The organism is Enterococcus rotai (assembly GCF_001465345.1).
GTDB classification, from domain to species: domain Bacteria; phylum Bacillota; class Bacilli; order Lactobacillales; family Enterococcaceae; genus Enterococcus_L; species Enterococcus_L rotai.
In genome coordinates this window covers 284,469-306,481 of sequence record NZ_CP013655.1, presented here as the reverse complement: position 1 = coordinate 306,481, position 22,013 = coordinate 284,469, and the positions used below count along the sequence as shown (strand labels likewise).

Annotated in this window: 20 protein-coding genes, 2 tRNA genes and 3 rRNA genes; 23 read left to right on the top strand and 2 right to left on the bottom strand. The window is 39.3% G+C overall.

Annotation, left to right across the window (positions count from 1 at the left end; genetic code table 11):
* Positions 1-158 precede the first annotated feature (158 nt).
* The 5 genes from ATZ35_RS01445 to ATZ35_RS01425 all read left to right on the top strand — a co-directional run bounded on the left by ATZ35_RS01445 (position 159) and on the right by ATZ35_RS01425 (position 5,577).
* Positions 159-1,719, top strand: a 16S ribosomal RNA gene (locus tag ATZ35_RS01445).
* Between the two features lie 83 nt (positions 1,720-1,802).
* A tRNA-Ala gene (locus ATZ35_RS01440) sits at positions 1,803-1,875 on the top strand.
* Between the two features lie 189 nt (positions 1,876-2,064).
* A 23S ribosomal RNA gene (locus ATZ35_RS01435) occupies positions 2,065-4,976 on the top strand.
* Positions 4,977-5,073: 97 nt separating this feature from the next.
* Positions 5,074-5,189 (top strand): 5S ribosomal RNA (gene rrf / locus ATZ35_RS01430).
* The 16S, 23S and 5S rRNA genes sit together here with 1 tRNA gene alongside, the layout of an rRNA operon.
* A 145-nt stretch (positions 5,190-5,334) precedes the next feature.
* Positions 5,335-5,577 (top strand): DUF1450 domain-containing protein, encoded by a 243-nt coding sequence (locus ATZ35_RS01425; RefSeq protein WP_208928836.1) that lies wholly within the window; start codon positions 5,335-5,337, stop codon positions 5,575-5,577.
* A gap of 42 nt (positions 5,578-5,619) precedes the next feature.
* Here ATZ35_RS01425 and ATZ35_RS01420 read toward each other — a convergent pair whose 3' ends face one another.
* Positions 5,620-6,633 carry an NAD(P)/FAD-dependent oxidoreductase gene (locus tag ATZ35_RS01420; protein ID WP_208928834.1) on the bottom strand — a complete coding sequence of 338 codons (1,014 nt, stop codon included), beginning with the start codon at positions 6,631-6,633 and terminating at the stop codon, positions 5,620-5,622.
* Positions 6,634-6,859: 226 nt separating this feature from the next.
* Between ATZ35_RS01420 and ATZ35_RS01415 the strand changes: the two genes are divergently transcribed.
* The gene (locus ATZ35_RS01415) at positions 6,860-7,447 is read left to right on the top strand and encodes a peptidylprolyl isomerase (protein ID WP_086278649.1); all 588 of its coding nucleotides are present in this window, start codon (positions 6,860-6,862) and stop codon (positions 7,445-7,447) included.
* A gap of 68 nt (positions 7,448-7,515) precedes the next feature.
* Here the strand turns inward: ATZ35_RS01415 and ATZ35_RS01410 are convergent, their stop codons facing one another.
* Positions 7,516-8,682 carry a MalY/PatB family protein gene (locus ATZ35_RS01410; protein WP_208928832.1) on the bottom strand — a complete coding sequence of 389 codons (1,167 nt, stop codon included), beginning with the start codon at positions 8,680-8,682 and terminating at the stop codon, positions 7,516-7,518.
* A 196-nt stretch (positions 8,683-8,878) separates the two neighbouring features.
* Between ATZ35_RS01410 and ATZ35_RS01405 the strand changes: the two genes are divergently transcribed.
* The 17 genes from ATZ35_RS01405 (at position 8,879) to fabZ (ending at position 22,012) form a co-directional block, all read left to right on the top strand.
* On the top strand, positions 8,879-9,247 hold the full coding sequence (locus tag ATZ35_RS01405; protein WP_208928817.1) for a CvfD/Ygs/GSP13 family RNA-binding post-transcriptional regulator: 369 nt from the start codon (positions 8,879-8,881) through the stop codon (positions 9,245-9,247).
* 64 nt (positions 9,248-9,311) lie between these two features.
* Positions 9,312-9,683: a hypothetical protein gene (locus ATZ35_RS01400; protein WP_176271402.1), complete on the top strand. Its 372-nt coding sequence runs from the start codon at positions 9,312-9,314 to the stop codon at positions 9,681-9,683.
* 125 nt (positions 9,684-9,808) lie between these two features.
* Positions 9,809-10,327, top strand: a complete 519-nt coding sequence (locus ATZ35_RS01395) for a GNAT family N-acetyltransferase (protein ID WP_208928814.1) — start codon at positions 9,809-9,811, stop codon at positions 10,325-10,327.
* Positions 10,328-10,526: 199 nt separating this feature from the next.
* Positions 10,527-10,594 (top strand) — tRNA-Ser (locus ATZ35_RS01390).
* A 291-nt stretch (positions 10,595-10,885) separates the two neighbouring features.
* Entirely contained in the window at positions 10,886-11,932 is a 1,047-nt protein-coding gene (locus ATZ35_RS01385) for an LTA glycolipid anchor biosynthesis glycosyltransferase, IagA/BgsA family (protein ID WP_208928811.1), read from the top strand.
* Between the two features lie 21 nt (positions 11,933-11,953).
* Positions 11,954-13,177, top strand: a complete 1,224-nt coding sequence (locus ATZ35_RS01380; RefSeq protein ID WP_208928808.1) for a glycosyltransferase family 4 protein — start codon at positions 11,954-11,956, stop codon at positions 13,175-13,177.
* Positions 13,178-13,254: 77 nt separating this feature from the next.
* A complete protein-coding gene (locus ATZ35_RS01375; protein WP_208928805.1) occupies positions 13,255-14,145 on the top strand; it encodes an NAD(P)-dependent oxidoreductase in 891 nt (296 codons plus the stop codon).
* Positions 14,146-14,245: 100 nt separating this feature from the next.
* A complete protein-coding gene (locus ATZ35_RS01370; protein ID WP_010773374.1) occupies positions 14,246-14,476 on the top strand; it encodes a YkuJ family protein in 231 nt (76 codons plus the stop codon).
* 465 nt (positions 14,477-14,941) lie between these two features.
* Positions 14,942-15,382: a fatty acid biosynthesis transcriptional regulator FabT gene (gene fabT / locus ATZ35_RS01365; protein ID WP_086278657.1), complete on the top strand. Its 441-nt coding sequence runs from the start codon at positions 14,942-14,944 to the stop codon at positions 15,380-15,382.
* A 15-nt stretch (positions 15,383-15,397) separates the two neighbouring features.
* Positions 15,398-16,357 (top strand): beta-ketoacyl-ACP synthase III, encoded by a 960-nt coding sequence (locus ATZ35_RS01360; protein WP_208928803.1) that lies wholly within the window; start codon positions 15,398-15,400, stop codon positions 16,355-16,357.
* Between the two features lie 50 nt (positions 16,358-16,407).
* A complete protein-coding gene (locus tag ATZ35_RS01355; RefSeq protein ID WP_010760445.1) occupies positions 16,408-16,632 on the top strand; it encodes an acyl carrier protein in 225 nt (74 codons plus the stop codon).
* A gap of 184 nt (positions 16,633-16,816) precedes the next feature.
* A complete protein-coding gene (fabK, locus tag ATZ35_RS01350) occupies positions 16,817-17,773 on the top strand; it encodes an enoyl-[acyl-carrier-protein] reductase FabK (protein WP_208928802.1) in 957 nt (318 codons plus the stop codon).
* Between the two features lie 381 nt (positions 17,774-18,154).
* Positions 18,155-19,084 carry an ACP S-malonyltransferase gene (fabD, locus tag ATZ35_RS01345; RefSeq protein WP_208928800.1) on the top strand — a complete coding sequence of 310 codons (930 nt, stop codon included), beginning with the start codon at positions 18,155-18,157 and terminating at the stop codon, positions 19,082-19,084.
* A 3-nt stretch (positions 19,085-19,087) separates the two neighbouring features.
* Positions 19,088-19,825 (top strand): 3-oxoacyl-[acyl-carrier-protein] reductase, encoded by a 738-nt coding sequence (gene fabG / locus ATZ35_RS01340; protein ID WP_208928798.1) that lies wholly within the window; start codon positions 19,088-19,090, stop codon positions 19,823-19,825.
* Between the two features lie 26 nt (positions 19,826-19,851).
* Positions 19,852-21,087, top strand: a complete 1,236-nt coding sequence (gene fabF, locus ATZ35_RS01335; RefSeq protein WP_208928796.1) for a beta-ketoacyl-ACP synthase II — start codon at positions 19,852-19,854, stop codon at positions 21,085-21,087.
* Position 21,088: 1 nt separating this feature from the next.
* Complete coding sequence (gene accB / locus ATZ35_RS01330) at positions 21,089-21,583, top strand: acetyl-CoA carboxylase biotin carboxyl carrier protein (protein ID WP_208928788.1); 495 nt, start codon at positions 21,089-21,091, stop codon at positions 21,581-21,583.
* 9 nt (positions 21,584-21,592) lie between these two features.
* Positions 21,593-22,012 carry a 3-hydroxyacyl-ACP dehydratase FabZ gene (gene fabZ, locus ATZ35_RS01325; protein WP_176271463.1) on the top strand — a complete coding sequence of 140 codons (420 nt, stop codon included), beginning with the start codon at positions 21,593-21,595 and terminating at the stop codon, positions 22,010-22,012.
* Position 22,013 lies beyond the last annotated feature (1 nt).

Genomic DNA, 22,013 nt, shown 5'->3' with positions numbered 1-22,013 from the left:
CGAGGTAACACAGTAGACCTTTGAAAACTGAACAAAGTAAGACGAACCAAATGTGTAGGTTGTTTTTACAACGGTAAAAACAAACAACAATTTTTAACAAGCAAGCAATATGCTAGCAACCAAATGAGCTTAACAATCTTCGGATTGTGTTCAACTTTTATTATGAGAGTTTGATCCTGGCTCAGGACGAACGCTGGCGGCGTGCCTAATACATGCAAGTCGAACGCTTCTTTTCTACCGAGTGCTTGCACTCATTTGAAAAGAGGAGTGGCGGACGGGTGAGTAACACGTGGGTAACCTACCCATCAGAGGGGGATAACACTTGGAAACAGGTGCTAATACCGCATAACAGTCGACACCGCATGGTGTTGATTTGAAAGACGCTTTCGGGTGTCACTGATGGATGGACCCGCGGTGCATTAGCTAGTTGGTGAGGTAACGGCTCACCAAGGCCATGATGCATAGCCGACCTGAGAGGGTGATCGGCCACACTGGGACTGAGACACGGCCCAGACTCCTACGGGAGGCAGCAGTAGGGAATCTTCGGCAATGGACGAAAGTCTGACCGAGCAACGCCGCGTGAGTGAAGAAGGTTTTCGGATCGTAAAACTCTGTTGTTAGAGAAGAACAAGTAGGAGAGTAACTGCTCTTACCTTGACGGTATCTAACCAGAAAGCCACGGCTAACTACGTGCCAGCAGCCGCGGTAATACGTAGGTGGCAAGCGTTGTCCGGATTTATTGGGCGTAAAGCGAGCGCAGGCGGTTTCTTAAGTCTGATGTGAAAGCCCCCGGCTCAACCGGGGAGGGTCATTGGAAACTGGGAGACTTGAGTGCAGAAGAGGAGAGTGGAATTCCATGTGTAGCGGTGAAATGCGTAGATATATGGAGGAACACCAGTGGCGAAGGCGACTCTCTGGTCTGTAACTGACGCTGAGGCTCGAAAGCGTGGGGAGCAAACAGGATTAGATACCCTGGTAGTCCACGCCGTAAACGATGAGTGCTAAGTGTTGGAGGGTTTCCGCCCTTCAGTGCTGCAGCTAACGCATTAAGCACTCCGCCTGGGGAGTACGACCGCAAGGTTGAAACTCAAAGGAATTGACGGGGGCCCGCACAAGCGGTGGAGCATGTGGTTTAATTCGAAGCAACGCGAAGAACCTTACCAGGTCTTGACATCCTTTGACCACTCGAGAGATCGAGCTTTCCCTTCGGGGACAAAGTGACAGGTGGTGCATGGTTGTCGTCAGCTCGTGTCGTGAGATGTTGGGTTAAGTCCCGCAACGAGCGCAACCCTTATTGTTAGTTGCCATCATTCAGTTGGGCACTCTAGCGAGACTGCCGGTGACAAACCGGAGGAAGGTGGGGATGACGTCAAATCATCATGCCCCTTATGACCTGGGCTACACACGTGCTACAATGGGAAGTACAACGAGTCGCTAGGCCGCGAGGTCATGCAAATCTCTTAAAGCTTCTCTCAGTTCGGATTGTAGGCTGCAACTCGCCTACATGAAGCCGGAATCGCTAGTAATCGCGGATCAGCACGCCGCGGTGAATACGTTCCCGGGCCTTGTACACACCGCCCGTCACACCACGAAAGTTTGTAACACCCGAAGTCGGTGAGGTAACCCTTGTGGAGCCAGCCGCCTAAGGTGGGATAGATGATTGGGGTGAAGTCGTAACAAGGTAGCCGTATCGGAAGGTGCGGCTGGATCACCTCCTTTCTAAGGAATATTACGGAAACTTACACATTCGTCGATACTTTGTTCAGTTTTGAGAGGTTTACTCTCAAGTAAATAAGTATTAAGGGGCCTTAGCTCAGCTGGGAGAGCGCCTGCTTTGCACGCAGGAGGTCAGCGGTTCGATCCCGCTAGGCTCCATTAGTAACCAATGGGTTACTAAGTATTGTTCATTGAAAACTGGATATTGAAGTAAAAAAGTAATCAAAACAAACCGAGAACACCGCGTTGAATGAGTTTTTTAATTAAAATAGTTCGAATGCTTATTTTATTGGTCACGCCTCTATCGCTAGAGAAACGAACCAAACAAAACCGATCGCAAGATCGTAAGGTTAAGTGAATAAGGGCGCACGGTGGATGCCTTGGCATTAGGAGCCGATGAAGGACGGGACTAACACCGATATGCTTTGGGGAGCTGTAAGTGAGCTATGATCCAGAGATTTCCGAATGGGGAAACCCAGCATCTTTTATAGGATGTTACTATTCAGTGAATACATAGCTGGATAGAGGTAGACGCAGAGAACTGAAACATCTTAGTACCTGCAGGAAGAGAAAGAAAATTCGATTCCCTGAGTAGCGGCGAGCGAAACGGGAAGAGCCCAAACCAACAAGCTTGCTTGTTGGGGTTGTAGGACTCCGTTGTGGTAGTCTGTCAAGATAGTCGAAGAACCTGGAAAGGTTCGCCAAAGTGGGTAATAGCCCCGTAGACGAAATGTTGGCAACACCTAGGAGGATCCTGAGTACGGCGGAACACGAGAAATTCCGTCGGAATCCGCGGGGACCATCCCGCAAGGCTAAATACTCCCTAATGACCGATAGTGAACCAGTACCGTGAGGGAAAGGTGAAAAGCACCCCGGAAGGGGAGTGAAATAGATCCTGAAACCGTGTGCCTACAACAAGTCAAAGCCCGTTAATGGGTGATGGCGTGCCTTTTGTAGAATGAACCGGCGAGTTACGATTGCATGCGAGGTTAAGGTGAAGAGCCGGAGCCGCAGCGAAAGCGAGTCTGAATAGGGCGAATGAGTATGTAGTCGTAGACCCGAAACCATGTGATCTACCCATGGCCAGGTTGAAGGTGTGGTAAAACGCACTGGAGGACCGAACCCACGTACGTTGAAAAGTGCGGGGATGAGCTGTGGGTAGCGGAGAAATTCCAAACGAACTTGGAGATAGCTGGTTCTCTCCGAAATAGCTTTAGGGCTAGCCTCGGAATTAAGAATGATGGAGGTAGAGCACTGTTTGGACTAGGGGCCCATCTCGGGTTACCGAATTCAGATAAACTCCGAATGCCATTCATTTATATCCGGGAGTCAGACTGCGAGTGATAAGATCCGTAGTCGAAAGGGAAACAGCCCAGACCACCAGCTAAGGTCCCAAAATAACTATTAAGTGGAAAAGGATGTGGGGTTGCACAGACAACTAGGATGTTGGCTCAGAAGCAGCCACCATTTAAAGAGTGCGTAATAGCTCACTAGTCGAGTGACCCTGCGCCGAAAATGTACCGGGGCTAAATAGTTTACCGAAGCTGTGGATTACACCTCTGGTGTAATGGTAGGAGAGCGTTCTAAGGGCGTTGAAGGTCGATCGTGAGGACGGCTGGAGCGCTTAGAAGTGAGAATGCCGGTATGAGTAGCGAAAGACGGGTGAGAATCCCGTCCACCGTATGACTAAGGTTTCCTGGGGAAGGCTCGTCCGCCCAGGGTTAGTCGGGACCTAAGCCGAGGCCGATAGGCGTAGGCGATGGACAACAGGTTGATATTCCTGTACCAGTTGTTTTTGTTTGAGCAATGGAGGGACGCAGGAGGCTAAGGAATGCATGCGACTGGAAGTGCATGTCCAAGCAGTAAGTCTTGAGTAGAGTCAAATGCTTTACTCTGTACGGACAAGCTGTGATGGGGAGGGAAATAATAGTACCGAAGTTCCTGATGTCACACTGTCAAGAAAAGCTTCTAGTGAGAAAACAACTGCCCGTACCGTAAACCGACACAGGTAGTCGAGGAGAGTATCCTAAGGTGAGCGAGCGAACTCTCGTTAAGGAACTCGGCAAAATGACCCCGTAACTTCGGGAGAAGGGGTGCTGACTTCGGTCAGCCGCAGTGAATAGGCCCAAGCGACTGTTTATCAAAAACACAGGTCTCTGCAAAATCGAAAGATGAAGTATAGGGGCTGACGCCTGCCCGGTGCTGGAAGGTTAAGAGGATGGGTTAGCTTCGGCGAAGCTCAGAATTGAAGCCCCAGTAAACGGCGGCCGTAACTATAACGGTCCTAAGGTAGCGAAATTCCTTGTCGGGTAAGTTCCGACCCGCACGAAAGGCGTAACGATTTGGGCACTGTCTCAACGAGAGACTCGGTGAAATTTTAGTACCTGTGAAGATGCAGGTTACCCGCGACAGGACGGAAAGACCCCATGGAGCTTTACTGTAGCTTGATATTGAGTGTTTGTACCACATGTACAGGATAGGTAGGAGCCGATGAATCCGGAACGCTAGTTTCGGAGGAGGCGCTGGTGGGATACTACCCTTGTGTTATGAACCCTCTAACCCGCACCACTTATCGTGGTGGGAGACAGTGTCAGGTGGGCAGTTTGACTGGGGCGGTCGCCTCCTAAAAGGTAACGGAGGCGCCCAAAGGTTCCCTCAGAATGGTTGGAAATCATTCGCAGAGTGTAAAGGCAGAAGGGAGCTTGACTGCGAGACTTACAAGTCGAGCAGGGACGAAAGTCGGGCTTAGTGATCCGGTGGTTCCGCATGGAAGGGCCATCGCTCAACGGATAAAAGCTACCCTGGGGATAACAGGCTTATCTCCCCCAAGAGTCCACATCGACGGGGAGGTTTGGCACCTCGATGTCGGCTCGTCGCATCCTGGGGCTGTAGTCGGTCCCAAGGGTTGGGCTGTTCGCCCATTAAAGCGGCACGCGAGCTGGGTTCAGAACGTCGTGAGACAGTTCGGTCCCTATCCGTCGCGGGCGTTGGAAATTTGAGAGGAGCTGTCCTTAGTACGAGAGGACCGGGATGGACTTACCGCTGGTGTACCAGTTGTTCTGCCAAGGGCATTGCTGGGTAGCTATGTAGGGAAGGGATAAACGCTGAAAGCATCTAAGTGTGAAGCCCACCTCAAGATGAGATTTCCCATTTCTTTAAGAAAGTAAGACCCCTGAGAGATGATCAGGTAGATAGGTTGGAAGTGGAAGTGCAGTGATGTACGGAGCGGACCAATACTAATCGGTCGAGGACTTAACCAAAGAAACGAAATAAAAAAGTATTTTCGGAATGTTTGATTACCTACTTCAATCCAGTTTTGAGTGAATAATCACTCAACTTAATAGCAACAACACCCAGTGTGGTGGCGATAGCGAGAAGGATACACCTGTTCCCATGCCGAACACAGAAGTTAAGCTTCTTAGCGCCGATTGTAGTGAAGGGTTTCCCTTTGTGAGAGTAGGACGTCGCCACGCTAATTATTCCGGCATAGCTCATCGTGCTTTTTTTTCTAATGTTTCACCTTTTATTACCAAAGTAAAAACCTCCAATGCTTCATTTTTAAACTTAGAATACATCAATGGTATACTATCTACAGAGAAAATTGCAAGGAGAAGATCAATGAATCCACTAATAGAATGTTGTGAACAAAATTTGGCTAAAGGAGCAGAGTTGTTGTTAAGTGACCCTTTTATTGAAGAAAATGGGGATGTGATCTCTTATTCTTGTATGAACGAATGCGTTCTTTGTGCCCAAACATATTTTGTTTTATTTGAAGGGGAGCGAATTACCGGGACTACTCCAGAAGAACTGGTTGAGAATACAAAAAAAGCCATTATACTTTGGCAAGAAGAAATGGGGTAACAAAAATGGAACTGACTTTTTAACAGCCAGTTCCATTTTTTATTAAAGCATTTTCGCTTCTTTTCCTTCAAACAAACTAGTACTATGCATTGGTTGCGTTCTAGCATCTGGTTTAATAAAGTGCAATGCATTATTGACAGCAGTCGGTGCTTCACCAAAACCAGTTGCAATCAGTTTGACTTTTCCATCATAGTTGCAAATATCACCAACGGCATAAACACCAGGGATATTTGTCGACATATCAGAGTTGACTTCGATTGCATTGCGGCTAACATCTAAGCCCCAATCTTTTAAATGACCTAATGATGAAGTGAAACCGTAGTTGATAATTAAAGAATCTAAATCAAGTTTTTCAAAGTTATCTGCTTTCGTTTCTTTTAATTGGATTCCTTTAAACGAGTCATCTTCAACTAAAAGTTGATCAATGACATAAGGTGTGTAGATCGAAACTTCAGAATTCTTTAAATTATCTACGCTATGTTCATGTCCACGAAATTCTGGACGACGATGGATAATGGAAACTTTTTCTGCGATTGGCTCTAACATTAAAGCCCAATCAATTGCGGAATCACCACCACCTGCAATTGCGACTTTCTTACCTGAAAATTTATTCATATCCGTTACATAATAATGAACATGATTTCCTTCAAGTTCAGCTGCTCCATCAATCGTTAAACGTCGTGGTTGAAATGAACCATTTCCGATAGCGAAGATAACAGCCTTGGAGTAATGAATACCTTTTGATGTTTCGATGCGTAAGTAGCCATCTTCCTGTACCAGATTTCTCACTTCTTCTTCTAAACAAGTCTCATGAGCAAAAGGAGCAATTTGTTTTTCTAAATTTTTGATCAACTCACTGGCTTTGATTGCTGGAAAACCAGGGACATCATAAATATATTTTTCAGGGTAAAGCGTAGATAATTGTCCGCCAAGTTGGGGCAAACTATCGATTATTTTGGTTTTGGCTTTACGAATTCCTGCATAAAAAGCGGCGAAAAGGCCAACCGGACCTGCGCCGACGATGGTTAGATCATAAATGTTTTTTGAATCAGACATCAGAATTTCCTCCCGTTTCTATAATAAAAAAGCTCTCATTTATATAAAATGAACCCAAAAATAGTTGTATATCGTTTTTCACAAAATAGCACTTGTAACAGAAAAAAGCAAGTAGAAGTTTGTGAATAAAAGGTTCTCTTAAAAGAATAACAAAGATAATGGAATTTTCAAGTGAAGTTGTTTATGATATTATAAGTAAGTAAAAATTAACGAGGAGGAAATAACAATGTCAGAATTTCCACAATTAGATTTAGCAAATGTTAAAGGCCCTAAAGCCGTGATAAAAACCAACCGCGGAGATATTACTGTGCAACTTTTCCCAGAGCACGCACCAAAAACAGTTGAAAACTTTGTTCAACTTGCGAAAAAAGGGTACTATGATGGGGTGATTTTCCACCGTGTTATCCCTGATTTCATGATTCAAGGCGGTGATCCTACTGGAACAGGTATGGGCGGCGAAAGTATTTATGGTGAAAAATTTGAAGATGAGTTTTCTAAAGATGTCTTCAATTTACGTGGTGCACTATCAATGGCCAATGCTGGACCAAATACAAATGGCAGCCAATTTTTTATCGTAAACAACCAAAATGTACCTGCTAACATGTTTGGTCAATTAGAAGGTGCTGGCTTCCCTACAGAAGTGATTGAAGCATATAAAAAAGGTGGAACACCTTGGTTAGATTTCCGTCATACTGTTTTCGGCCATGTTGTTGAAGGCATGGATGTTGTCGATGAAATCGGCGGAGTACAAAGAGACTCTCAAGATCGTCCAACATTCGATGTCGTTATTGATAAAGTAGAAATCAGCGAGTAAGCATTTAACAGTCAAAACTAAAACCCAAGCCAAAACTAACTCTTAGTCTTGGCTTGGGCTTTTTTACGTTATTCAAAAGAAGCTTTGATTCTACGTAAACCTTCAAAAAGTGTTTCCTTAGGACAAGCAACGTTTAAACGCATATGTTGAGTGCCTTTTGGACCGAAAGAAATACCTGGATTCAACACAACTTTTCCGATATGAATCAGTTGTTTTTGCAGCTGTGCATCAGTCAAACCGTAGGCAGAAAAATCTAGCCATATTAAGTAAGTGCCTTCTGGGCGCATCATTTTGACTGTAGGAAGCTCTGCCTGTAAAAAGTCGTTCACAGTTTCGATATTTTCTTTTAGATAAACTAGCAACTCTGATAACCAACGATCACCATTTTGATAAGCAGCTTCTGTCCCAACATAACCGAAAATATTAATCTCGTTTTGGAAATTTCGTTCTTGGGCGGCAACGAATTTTTTTCGAAGATCAGGATTTTCAATAAAAATCATTGAGTTTTTAATACCAGCTAAATTAAACGTTTTTGTTGCAGCAGTTAAGGTAATGGAGAAATCTTTAAATGTCGGATGAACATTTGAAAATGTTGTAAACACGTGTGGCGCAAAAATCAAGTCTTGATGGATCTCATCGCTGATAACAAGCACATCATATTTGGCACATAGTTTACCAAAAGCTTCCAGCTCACTTTTAGTCCAGACGCGTCCACCTGGATTATGAGGGTTACAAAGAATAAAAAGGCGAATATTTTCAGCCACGATTTGCTTTTCCATTTCTGTAAGATCCATGACAAAGTGCCCTTGTTCTGTTAGTAACTGACTACGAACCAGCTTACGGTCATTTTGTTCAACGACTTTAGCAAATGGAGGATACACAGGATCGTGAATCAAGATGGCATCACCAGGTTTAGTATAAGCTTGAATAGCTAAAGAAAGACTTGGAACAACACCGCTGTTGAAAAGAATTGCTTCTTTACTAACAGAATAATCATGGTGACGCTTTTGCCAATGTTGAATGGCATCATATAAAGAATCAGGAGCAGGAGAGTAACCTAAAATCCCTTGTTCGGCCGTGTCTTTCAATGCTTTTAGCACAGGTGGATTCGCTTTGAAATCCATATCGGCAATCCATAAAGGCAGCAAGTCATCTTCTCCATAAGTCTCTTTAATGGAGTCCCACTTAGAACAATTTGTATTACGACGATCATAAACTGTATCAAATTCTACCATTCAATTCATCCTTTCTATTGAAAACATGTTCATTTATTAAAACCTAACTATAGTATAATGGACTTTCAATAAAATATGAACAAAAAGAATCAATAATGTAATAGTAGAAATAAATTCATGCACTTTTGCTTGGAACATGATATCATTTTAGATGCGTACAACATTTTGATGGGAACAATGAAAAGAGGATATGAATATGGAATACAAAATAGGAATGGTTCTTGATGGGACGATTACAGGGTTACAACCTTATGGGGCTTTTGTTTCATTAAGTGATACAGTTCAAGGGCTGATCCATGTCTCAGAAGTGCAAGCAGGCTATACTAAAAATATTCATAGTTTATTAACAGTTGGACAAAAAGTTCAAGTTCAAGTTATTGATATCGATGAATATTCAAAAAAAATTAGTTTATCATTAAGAACATTGGAAGAGCAAATACAACAGCCAAATCATCGCCGCAAAAAATATTTTACCAATAAAAATAAAAAAATTGGCTTTGAAACGTTAGAGAAAGAGCTTCCTATCTGGACTGATGAGGCAATGGATGCTTTGCTTGAGAAATAATTCTGTTTTTTTTCAGAAAATATGGTACAATTTTCCTAGTTTCTGAAAACAAAAATTAATTGAGGTGGATGTTTTGTCTAACAAAAAAGTCGCTGGTACTATTATGCTGAACCTAAATGATGGTTCGAAAAAGTTTCTTGTTCATCCAGTGGGTGAGTCAATGGCGTTTGTTACAACAAAAGTTTCTGAAGATATGACAGGATTAGCGAGTATGTTGCAAGTTTTCAAAGAAGAAGTTCAACTAGATGTTACTTCAATTAATTTGGTCGAGTTGACAAATGCACATACAGATGCTGAAAATATGCCTTTATTTGTATTTGAAATGAATGAAGATCTTGTAGTTCCTACTATTGATAATAGATACGTGTGGGAAAAACCATCTGAATTAAAAAATTTATTAGCTTCTTATGATATTCAGGGAGTACCAATGTTTTAAAACGAAAGCAAATACATAAAAATAAGAGGGGTATACTGCTAATTACCTTTTATTCAAATGTTACGGAACAAAACGAAATTATAGTTTTGTTCTGTTTTTTTACTATTAATTAGGAGAGTACGACTATGGAATTAAGAAAAGCAACGATTGAAGAGACTGAAACTGCAATGCTTTTATTGAAAGAAAGTGCTGAATGGCTTAAATCGATCAGAAGTAATCAGTGGTCAGACGTTCTACAAGGGGAAGATAAGCATGGATTAGCAGATGCAGTAGCAAGAGGAGAAGTTTTTTTCTTCTATAATAGTAAGAATCACTTAGTTGGAATGGTTGCTGCATGGAAAAATCCTACAGAGTGGGATAGACTACTGTGGAAAACTGTTGGATTTAATAAGGAAGCTTGTTACTTACATCGTGTGATCATTCGTCCAGCATATAGAGGAAAATCTTATGGGACAGAGTTACTTAGCGCATTAAAACTGGAATTCAGTGGTGAAGTATCAGAGTTGCGCTTGGATTGTTTAGCTAGTAATCAAAAGCTAAAACAGTTTTATGAGAAAAATGGCTTTACAAATAGTGGAAGTTCAAGTGATTCAAATGGAAATCTATTCGAACTATTTCTGTTTGAATTAACAAATCAATCGTAATTAGGAAGTATTTTAGTAGTAATGACTACATTTAATAGTCTTTTTATTCTAAAGCCGAAAATATAGCGAATGACAGTAAGAAATGAAAAAAAATCTTTTATATTTCTTTAAAAAAAAGGTTGACCAATAAAGAAAAACTTGTTATATTATATCTTGTCGCAAGGCACCGAAGTAACACGCCAAACGATGAAGATAATATAACGGCTTAAGGTTGGTAGTAGCGCATGACTGTTAATCATGATGTCGTAGGTTCGAGTCCTACTGCCGGAGTAAAAGAACGAAAACTGAATAGGTTTTCGTTCTTTTTTATTTTTTATTAGTAAAATAAACTTTATTATTTGATAGAAACATCAAAAGATGAAATAATGATAATAACTAGTAAAATTGATTATCTTCATCTAACAGTTTTGTCATGTGAAGCATCTATTTTGTGGAATAATGGCTTTCTGATGCAGTTTTTTGATATAATACTTGTAAGCTGATGGAACTAGGACTTTAGTTTGAGTGAGGTCTCTTTAACCTGTGTTATAATGGTTTAAAGATGTTAGGAGGGGCAACGTGAAGGTTTTATTATATTTTGAAGGTGAAAAAATATTAGCGAAGTCTGGAATAGGACGAGCGTTAGACCATCAGAAGCGAGCTCTCTCTGAAGTGGGGATAGAGTATACACTTGATTCAGATTGCACTGATTATGATATTTTACATATTAATACCTATGGGATCAACAGTCACAATATGGTAAATAAAGCAAAAAAAATGGGTAAAAAAGTTATTTATCATGCCCACTCAACAGAGGAAGATTTTAGAAACTCATTTATTGGATCCAATCAGATTTCTCCTCTAGTAAAAAAATATCTGGTAAGTCTATACTCAAAAGCAGACTATTTGATTACACCTACGCCATATTCGAAAGATTTATTAGAAGGATACGGAATAACTGTACCAATTGTTTCTATTTCAAATGGTATTGACTTAGATAGATTTAAACATTCTGTAGATAAAGAAGAAAAGTTTCGAGAGTATTTTAATATCAAGCCAGAACAAAAAGTAATTATTTGTGTTGGTTTATATTTTGAACGAAAAGGAATTATTGATTTTGTCGAATTAGCTGAAAAGTTTCCTGAATATCGTTTTATCTGGTTTGGACATACACCGATGTATTCGATTCCTAAGGCGATCCGGACAATAGTAAAAGATGAGCATCCTGAAAATGTTGAGTTTCCAGGTTATATTAAAGGAGATATTATTGAGGGTGCATACTCAGCTGCTGATTTGTTTTTCTTTCCTTCCTATGAAGAAACAGAAGGAATTGTGATATTAGAAGCTTTAGCTAGTAAACAACAAGTTTTAGTCAGAGATATTCCAGTGTACCAAGGATGGCTCGTAGATAAAGAGAATTGCTACATGGGAAAAAATAATAAGGAATTTACTCGTTTGATTGAAGAGCTTGTTGAAAAGAAGATACCAGATACAAGCCTAGCAGGCTATAAAGTGGCAAAAGAGAAAAGCATTGAGCACATTGGACATGAGCTAAAAGATGTTTATGAAAAAGTACTAAAAAATGAAAGTATTCAAAATAAAGAACAAATACATCAGAAAAATTAGAATTAGTGGAGGTGAAAAAAAGTGAAATTTGGTTTCTTTACAGATACATATTTTCCTCAAGTTAGTGGGGTTGCAACATCGATCAAGACACTTAAAGAGGAATTGGAACAAAAAGGTCATGAAGTTTACATTTTTACAACGACGGATCCAAATGCTAAAGAGTTTGAAGAAGATGTTATCCGAATGCCTAGCGTTCCATTTGTATCATTTAAAGATCGACGAATTGTTGTACGCGGTATGTGGTATGCTTATTTAATAGCAAAAGAGCTAGAATTGGATTTGATCCACACTCATACGGAATTTGGAGCTGGTCTACTAGGTAAGATGGTAGGAAAAAAACTTAAAATACCTGTTATCCATACATATCATACAATGTATGAAGACTATCTACATTATATTGCTAAAGGGAAAGTAGTACGTCCAACACACGTGAAATATTTTTCTCGCTTCTTTGCGAATCATACTACTGGTGTGGTTTGTCCAAGTGAACGAGTGATCGATAAATTAAAAGAATATGGTGTAACATCTCCAATGAGAATTATTCCAACGGGAATTGATATTAAAAAATTTGAAAGACCAGATATTACAGCACAAATGAAGCAAGAACTTCGTGAAGAACTAGGCCTAAATGAGGATAATATCATGTTACTATCTTTAAGTCGGATTTCTTACGAGAAAAATATTCAAGCTGTTGTTTGTGGCTTGCCAACTATTTTTGAACGTTTCCCCAATGCACGTTTTGTCATTGTGGGCGATGGTCCATATGTCGAAAAACTTCGTTGTCTAGGCGAAGAGCTAGGTATTGGGGATAAAATCCAATTTATTGGCGAAGTTCCTAACGATCAGGTTGCTATCTATTACAAAGCTGCTGATTATTTCGTCAGTGCTTCAACTTCTGAGACGCAAGGATTGACATACACTGAAGCGATGGCTTCTGGTGTTCCATGTGTAGTTGAAGGAAATGCTTATTTAAATCATTTATTTGATCATGAGAGCTTGGGACGAACGTTTAAAACAGATGCGGATTTTGCACAGACATTTATTGAATATGTTGAAGCTGGAATTAAACCAGATGAAGCCATTTTACAGGATAAGCTGTATGAAATATCTGCAACTCGATTTGGCAATGTGATGCTTGAATTCTATGAAGATATGATCAACTATTATGAACAGCGAAATATAGAAAAAGAGGCCGCTGCATCTATTGAACGAATTAAAGTGAAATTTACGTCATTAAGAAAATAAATATCAAAACTTCTCCTCTTGGTTTATACTAAGAAGAGAAGTTTTTCTTTATAAAAACGATTAGGAGGGACATAGGTATGCCACAAATAGGATTTATTGGAACTGGTGTCATGGGTGAGGCAATCGTCAGAAACATGATGAAACAAGGTTTAAATGTAAATGTATACAATAGGACGAAAAGCAAGACTGCTGAATTAGTAAAAGAGGGAGCGATTTGGCAAGATTCTCCTGCTGAAATTACTGCGAGTAGTGATATTATATTTACGATGGTCGGGTTTCCTAAAGATGTTGAGTCAATCTATTTTGAAGAGAATGGGATTTTTTCAACAAAGATTACTGGTAAGATAATTGTTGATTTAACTACTAGTACCCCAACATTAGCACAAAAAATTGCTATAAAAGCGAATCAACTTGGAGGTGCAGCATTAGATGCTCCAGTTTCTGGAGGGGATCTGGGCGCTAAAAATGGGACCTTAACGATCATGGTTGGTGGTGATCAAACAATTTATGATCAAGTATTACCAATTTTTAAAACTTTTGGGACAACTGTTACACTTCACGGCTCGTCTGGTAAGGGGCAACATACTAAAATGGCGAATCAGATCATGATTGCAGGCACAATGACAGGTATGACGGAAATGCTCGTTTATGCGGATAAATCGGGGTTGGATTTAAATAAAGTGATTGAGACACTATCTGGAGGTAGCGCAGCAAACTGGTCATTAAGCAACTATAGTCCGAGAATTTTAAAAGAAAACTATTCTCCTGGTTTTTTTGTAAAGCATTTTATCAAAGATTTAAAAATTGCCTTAGATGAAGCTGAGAAAATGGGCCTTACTTTACCCGCTACTAAACTAGCAGCAGAACTATACGAAAAGCTTGCTGCTAAAGGCTTTGAGGATGATGGGACACAAGCGTTGATCAAACTTTGGTGGACAGATGGAAAACAACCAAACGTCAAAAATTAAAGAACAGCAAAAAAATTAAAAAAAATGACGAAAAATCATGCAAGAATGACAATGTTTTGATACAATGATACAGAACTAGTTTTTAAAGGGAGGCCCATTTATGAAACATTCACAACTTGTGGCGATTATCAAGCGACTTGAAGCGATGACTGAAGCAACAGACAACGAAATTCAAGTTCGTCGTTTTGAACGTGAAGGTGCAGAAAAATGCATCGTAAACTATGATAAATCAACTGAAACATTTGAGTTAACAGAAACTGATTCACAACAAAGTTATCAATTTGATAATATTGATATTGTTGCGATGGAAATTTATGATTTAATTCAATAATTAAAAAGTTCAGTCTGAATTTAACAAAATCAATAAAATAATCAAAAATCCTGTGGCGTACATTTTTGTACGCCACAGGATTTTTTTACAACTATTTGACAGGGAAGAACAATCTAATTTTCGTAGAATTCACAAAGAAATAATGTCAAAAACTGCAGATAAGCTACTGTGAGTTACTAGAATAAGAATGTTTAAATCAAATAAATGTGTTTGTTTATTTAATGATCAAAAATAGTTTGACGATCGAATTAAAAATAAATGATGATAAATCATATGAAAAAGTGTCAAATATCAATGTGAACTAAATTGAAGAATACATTTTTTAATAAAAATGGGTGGATAAAATTGATTTCTTGATTAAGAAAAATTAAAAATCTACTATTTTACTTGCAATATTTTTTTATTTGCGATATAGTTTGAACATCAAATGATTTGATAATCAAAGTATATGGATGGTGTACACAAATGGAACCTAATTTAGAAACAGTCAATGATTATCTTGTCAGCGTCTTTAATGACATTTTGACGATCGAAGAATCCGAGCTGAAAAAATCACAATTTAAGGACTTATCCATTACTGAAATGCACACGATTGAAGCAATTGGGATGTATAAGAAAAAAACTTCTTCTGAAGTTGCCAAAGAATTGTCGATCACTGTAGGAACTTTGACAGTTGCAATCAATAATCTCGTGAAAAAGGGATATGTTGAACGTATAAGAAGCGAAGATGATCGTCGGGTAGTCAAGTTAGGTTTGACCAAAAAAGGAAAATTACTTTTTCGTGTTCATCAGCACTTCCATAGAGAAATGGTCAAGAGAATTTTAAACGAAATGGATAAAGCAGAAGAAAAAGCTTTATTAAAAGCATTGAAGAATCTTCATGATTTCTTAAAGGAATATAAATAAAAAGTGAGGACCAAGATGAACCAACATGCAAAAATAACTTGTACGAGCCGATATGTTCCTGAAAATGCCGTATCAAATCATCAGCTTTCGACGATGATGGATACATCTGATGAATGGATCTCAAGTCGGACTGGTATACGATCAAGAAATATTGTCATCAATGAAAATACTTCTGATTTATGCATTAAAGTAGCTGGAAAGTTACTAGAAAAATCCGGAATAAAAGCACAAGATCTTGATTTCATCCTAGTAGCAACCATGACACCAGATTACGGAACACCTTCTGTTGCTTGTCTTGTTCAAGGCAAAATTTCAGCGACAAATGCATTTGCTTTTGATATCAGTGCAGCCTGCAGTGGATTTGTCTATGCATTAAGTATGGGTGAAAAATTGATTCGAACAGGTAAAAAATTAGGAATGATCATTGGTGGTGAAACACTTTCTAAAGTTCTTGATTGGAATGACCGCAGTACAGCTGTATTATTTGGTGATGGCGCGGCCGGTGTTTTATTAGAAGCAAGCGACGAAGAGCATTTTATCAGTGAAAAGCTACAGTCTGATGGTCAAAGAGGAAAGTCACTAACTTCTGGTTATATAGAAAATCAGAGTCCCTTTTATACAGGAACTGCTGAAAGCTCTGGCTATTTACAAATGGCAGGTAGGGATATCTATGATTTTTCGCTAAATGATGTGACGAATAATATTCGAGAGATCGTGGAAGATGATGTAGATTATTTATTATTACATCAAGCGAATAAACGAATCATCGAAAAGATATCAAAAAAACTCAATGTTCCAAGAGAAAAGTTTCTCACTAATATGGAACATAATGGTAATACCTCAGCTGCAAGTATCCCTTTGTTACTAGATGAATCAGTTGAGAGTGGAGTGCTTCAATTAGGCTCCAAACAAAAAATTGTGTTAACAGGCTATGGCGGTGGATTAACTTGGGGTTCAATCCTCATGACGCTGTAAAACTGTAACTATATAAATTAAAAAAAGAAAATTATTGGAGGAATATACACATGGTATTCGAAAAAATTCAAGCAATTATTGTAGAAGAATTAGGTAAAGAACCTGAGGAAGTAAAATTAACAACAAACATTCAAGAAGAATTAGACGCTGATAGCTTGGATTTATTCCAAATCATCAATGAAATCGAAGATGCTTTTGATATAAAGATCGAATCAGAAGATGGTATTACTACTGTTCAAGATTTAGTAACATACGTAGAAAAACAAAAAGCATAATATTTAAAGCGATCAGGTAAAATAGAAGTTGGATGAGCAAGGCTCGGTGCGATTCTCAACAATTGCTAAAGACCTTGCATTATTCACACCGCTCGTTGGAATTCAAAGGCTGGTACTAAACTTATAGAGTTTTGTTCCAGCTCTTTTTTGATTAATTATTCTATAAAATTAAAGGATGTACTATATGCAGTCAAAGATATGTGAGCTAATTGGAATCCAATACCCAATTTTCCAAGGAGGAATGGCTTGGATTGCAGATGCTTCTCTAGCTGGAGCCGTTTCTGAGGCTGGTGGGCTTGGAATTATTGCAGGTGGTAACGCACCAAAAGAAGTTGTTCAAGCTGAAATCAAAAAAATCAAAGAAATAACAAATAAGCCTTTTGCGGTCAATATTATGCTGCTTTCACCATTTGCACAAGATATTGTAGATTTAGTTTGTGAAGAAAATGTGCCAGTTGTTACAACAGGAGCTGGTAATCCAAGCAAGTATATGGCTCGTTTTAAAGAACATAATATTAAAGTAATTCCAGTAATTCCTTCGGTTGCGCTTGGTGCTCGTATGGAAAAAATAGGCGCAGATGCAGTGGTTGTTGAAGGAATGGAAGCTGGAGGACATATTGGTAAATTGACAACTATGAGTCTGGTACCACAAGTTGTAGATGCACTGACCATTCCAGTGATAGCGGCAGGAGGCATTGGGGACGGACGAGGCATGGCGGCGGCACTAATGTTAGGTGCAGACGCAGTCCAAGTTGGCACGCGTTTTCTAGTTGCAAAAGAATGTACTGTACACGAAAATTATAAGGCTAGAATCATCAAAGCGAGAGATGTCGATACGACTGTAACATGTCAGCATTTTGGCCACCCAGTGCGGACAATCAAAAATAAATTGACGAATGAATATGATCGTTTAGAAAAGATAGAATTGAGAAAAGATGAACCTGATCTTGTAAAATTTGATAAATTAGGTCAAGGTGCCTTACGTAAAGCGGTTGTTGAAGGGGATATACATCAAGGATCAATCATGGCTGGTCAAATTGCAGGACTGATAAAGAAAGAAGAAACAGCAAAAGAAATTATTGAATCATATATTATTGAAACAAAAGAAGTGATGGCGGCAAGATGTGACCAATGGATCTAGCTGGAATTATTTGTGGATTACTAGGCTTGACAAAAAAAGATAAAACTTGAATGAGGTAAAAAGCACCTCAATCATGTTTTCCTATTTTTCATTCAAGGCTGAACGAGCCTGCTACGCTTTTAAATATGTCTAGCTTCATGGGCTAGCTTTTAGGAAAAAAGATAAAAATTGAATGTGACAAAGAACATCACAGTCAATTTTTCCTATTTTTCAGTCAGAGCTGATTAAGCCCATTCAGCTTTTAAACTATCTAGCTTCACGGGCTAGCATCTCGGAAAAAAGATAAAAACTAATTGCGGCAAAAAGCGCCACATTTATTTTTTCCTATTTTTCGTCGATGCTGAACGAGCTCGTTCAGCTTTTAAAGTAAGGAGTAAAGTAATGAAAACAGCTTTTGTATTTAGTGGACAAGGGGCTCAATATATTGGAATGGGCCAGGAATTATTTGATCAAGAAGAAATTGTTCAAGAAACGTTTAAAGAAGCAAGTGAAGCTTTAGGTTACGATATGGCAGAGCTTTGCTTTTCTGAAAATGATCGACTAAATGAAACAATGTATACACAACCGGCAATTCTAACTGTCAGCATTGCTTTTTATCGCTTGTTAAAGGCTAGAGGATATCAGCCAGATGTAGTAGCTGGACTTAGTCTTGGTGAATATAGTGCGCTCGTTGCCAGTGGCGCAATTTCATTTAAAGAAGCTGTTCAATTAGTTGCCAAAAGAGGGAAATATATGGCAGAGGCAGCACCTTCTGGAACGGGTAAAATGGTTGCAGTGATGAATGCAGAACGTTCATTGATCGAAGCGTGTTGTCAAAAAGCGAGTGATCTTGGCATTGTATCTCCGGCTAACTATAATACACCACAGCAAATTGTGATTGGTGGAGAAATACCTGCGGTTGATAAAGCAGTGGAGTTATTGACAGAAGCGGGTGTTAAACGCATGGTTCCATTAAAAGTCAGTGGTCCTTTTCACACAGCCTTGCTGAAACCAGCATCAGAACAATTAGCTAGGGAATTAGAAAAAATAAATTTTGCAGAAATGACGATTCCTGTAATTAGTAATACTACAGCACAAATAATGGCGCAAGCAGAGATCAAGGAACTATTAGAAAAACAAGTTATGTCTGCTGTTCGTTTTGCTGACAGTATTGAAACAATAAAAAAAATGAATGTTGATGTCATTATAGAAGTGGGACCAGGCAAAACCTTGACTGGTTTTATTAAGAAGATCGATAAAGAAATCCAAACGGCTCGTGTTGAAGATGAGAAAACATTATCTGATGCTCAAGCTTTGTTGGACGGGAGGTAACGAATGGATTTAAGAGGGAAAAATGTTTTTGTAACTGGAAGTACACGTGGAATCGGAAAAGCTGTTGCTCTTGCCTTTGCACAAGAAGGAGCCAATATTGCCTTAAATGGGCGTAGCGAAATCAGTGTAGAGCTTATTGCAGAAGTAGAAGCTTTAGGAGTTAAATGCATCGGTGTTTCTGGTGATATTGCAGATTTTGAAGCAGCTGGAGCGATGATCCAAACGGTCGTTGATGGTTTAGGATCAATCGATGTTTTAATTAATAATGCAGGAATCACTAATGATAAATTACTATTGAGAATGTCAGAAGAAGATTTTACACGTTGCATTCAAATCAATTTAACGGGAACCTTTAATATGACACAACATACGGTTAAAAAGATGATGAAGCAACGTAGTGGAAGTATCATCAATATGTCGAGTGTTGTAGGGCTAATGGGGAATATTGGTCAAGCTAATTATGCTGCAAGTAAAGCAGGCGTGATTGGTTTAACTAAATCGGTGGCAAGAGAAGTTGCGGCACGCGGTATTACCTGTAATGCTATTGCACCAGGCTTTATTGAAACTGAAATGACAGAAGTTTTATCCGATAAAGTAAAAGAACAAATGAGTCAACAAATTCCATTGCAATCATTTGGACACGTAGAAGATGTTGCAAATGCAGCTATCTTTTTAGCAAAAAGTCCTTATATAACAGGGCAAGTTTTAAATGTAGACGGTGGTTTAGTCATGCATGGCTAATGAATAAGCTTGAAAGGAGCGATTGAATGAATCGCGTAGTGATCACAGGTTATGGTGTAGCATCCCCAATTGGGAATGACGCTGAAACCTTTTTAGACAGTTTACAAACAGGAAAAAACGGAATTGGACCGATTACAAAATTCGATGCCGATGAAACAGGTATTACCTTAGCAGCTGAAGTGAAAGATTTTCCATTCGATAAATATTTTGCTAAAAAAGATGCCAAAAGAATGGATTTATTTTCTCTTTTTGGTATCTATGCAGCACTAGAAGCGTTGGAGATGAGTAAACTAGACACTGATCAAATCGATGTGGATCGTTTTGGTGTTATGGTGGGATCTGGAATTGGGGGACTTCAAACAATTCAAGACCAAGTGACCCGAATGCGTGAAAAAGGTCCTAAAAGAGTCGCTCCTTTATTTATACCGATGGCAATCGGGAACATGGCAGCTGGCAATATAGCTTTACGTGTAGGAGCTAGAGGGATTTGTACAGCGACAGTCACTGCATGTGCTACGGCGAATAATTCGATTGGTGAAGCATTTAGAAATATCAAACATGGTTATTCAGATGTTTTGCTAGCTGGTGGAACAGAAGCATCGATAACTGAAATTGGGATCGCTGGTTTTGCATCTTTAACAGCTGTGACATCTGAAGAAAATCCAAATAGAGGATCGATTCCTTTTGATAAAGACCGTAGTGGGTTTGTAATGGGTGAAGGCGCTGGAATTTTAGTTCTTGAATCTTTAGAACACGCACAAAACAGAGGGGCTAAAATTTTAGGTGAAATCGTTGGTTATGGTGCAAATTGTGATGCGTATCATATGACTTCACCAAGACCAGATGGTAGTGGCGCGGCTAAAGCCATGAAATTAGCAATCGACGAAGCAGCCATTGAGCCCGCTAAAGTAGGATACATCAATGCTCACGGAACTAGCACACCTTCAAATGATGTAGCAGAAACCAAAGCAATCCAAACCGCATTGGGTGAAGCTGCTAAAAATGTTCGTGTCAGCAGTACGAAAAGTATGACTGGACATGCATTAGGAGCAACTGGTGGAATCGAAGCTATCGCAACATTGAATGCATTACAACATCAATTTATTCCACCAACGATCAATATAGAGAATCTTGATGAAGCTATCGAAATAAATATTGTGACAAATGAAAGTCAAAAACACGACTTTGACTATGCATTGACCAATTCTTTTGGCTTTGGTGGTCATAATGCAGTACTTTGTTTAAAACGTTGGGAGGATTAAGATGAATATCAATGAAGTCAAGGAATTATTAACACAGTTTGACCAATCGACACTAACAGAATTTGATCTTAAAGAAGGTTCTTTTGGCCTTTATATGAATAAAAATAAAGTGACACAAAAAACGTCTGGTGAAGTAAAACAAGTTACGGATAATAATGTAGCCAGTCAAGGGACAGTAGAGGTTACCAGCCAAACTGTCGAAGTAAAAGAACCAATAAATGAAACAATAACACCAGAAGCAAAACCAGAAAACATAGAAGAAATCATTTCTCCAATCGTTGGGGTTGTCTATTTAAAACCTGCACCAGATAAGGAAAACTTCAAGCAAGTTGGTGACTCGGTGAAAAAAGGTGATGTTGTTTGTATCGTTGAGGCAATGAAACTTATGAATGAAATCACTGCATCGGTCGATGGTGTAATTACTGAAGTATTGATACAAAATGAAGATGTTGTTGAATTTAATCAACCATTGTTCCGTGTATCAAAAGGAGTGTAAGCTATGAAAATGACTATTCAAGAAATCAAAGAAGTCATTCCACATCGTTATCCTTTCTTATTGTTGGATACAGTTGAAGAAATCGTTGTTGGAGAAAAAGTTATTGCAAAGAAAAATGTTACAATCAATGAACCATTTTTTCAAGGTCACTTTCCGGGAGAACCCGTGATGCCAGGCGTTTTGATTTTGGAAGCACTAGCTCAAGCAGGTGCTGTAGCATTATTAGCGATGCCGGATTTTAAAGGCAAGACAGCCTACTTTGGCGGAATCGATAAAGCCAAATTTAGACAAAAAGTTGTTCCAGGTGATACTTTGATGTTAGAAGTAGAAATTATGAAAGTAAAATCAATAGCCGGCATCGGCAAAGGAACTGCAACTGTGAATGGGAAAAAAGTAGCGGAAGCAGAATTGACCTTTATGATTGGATAGG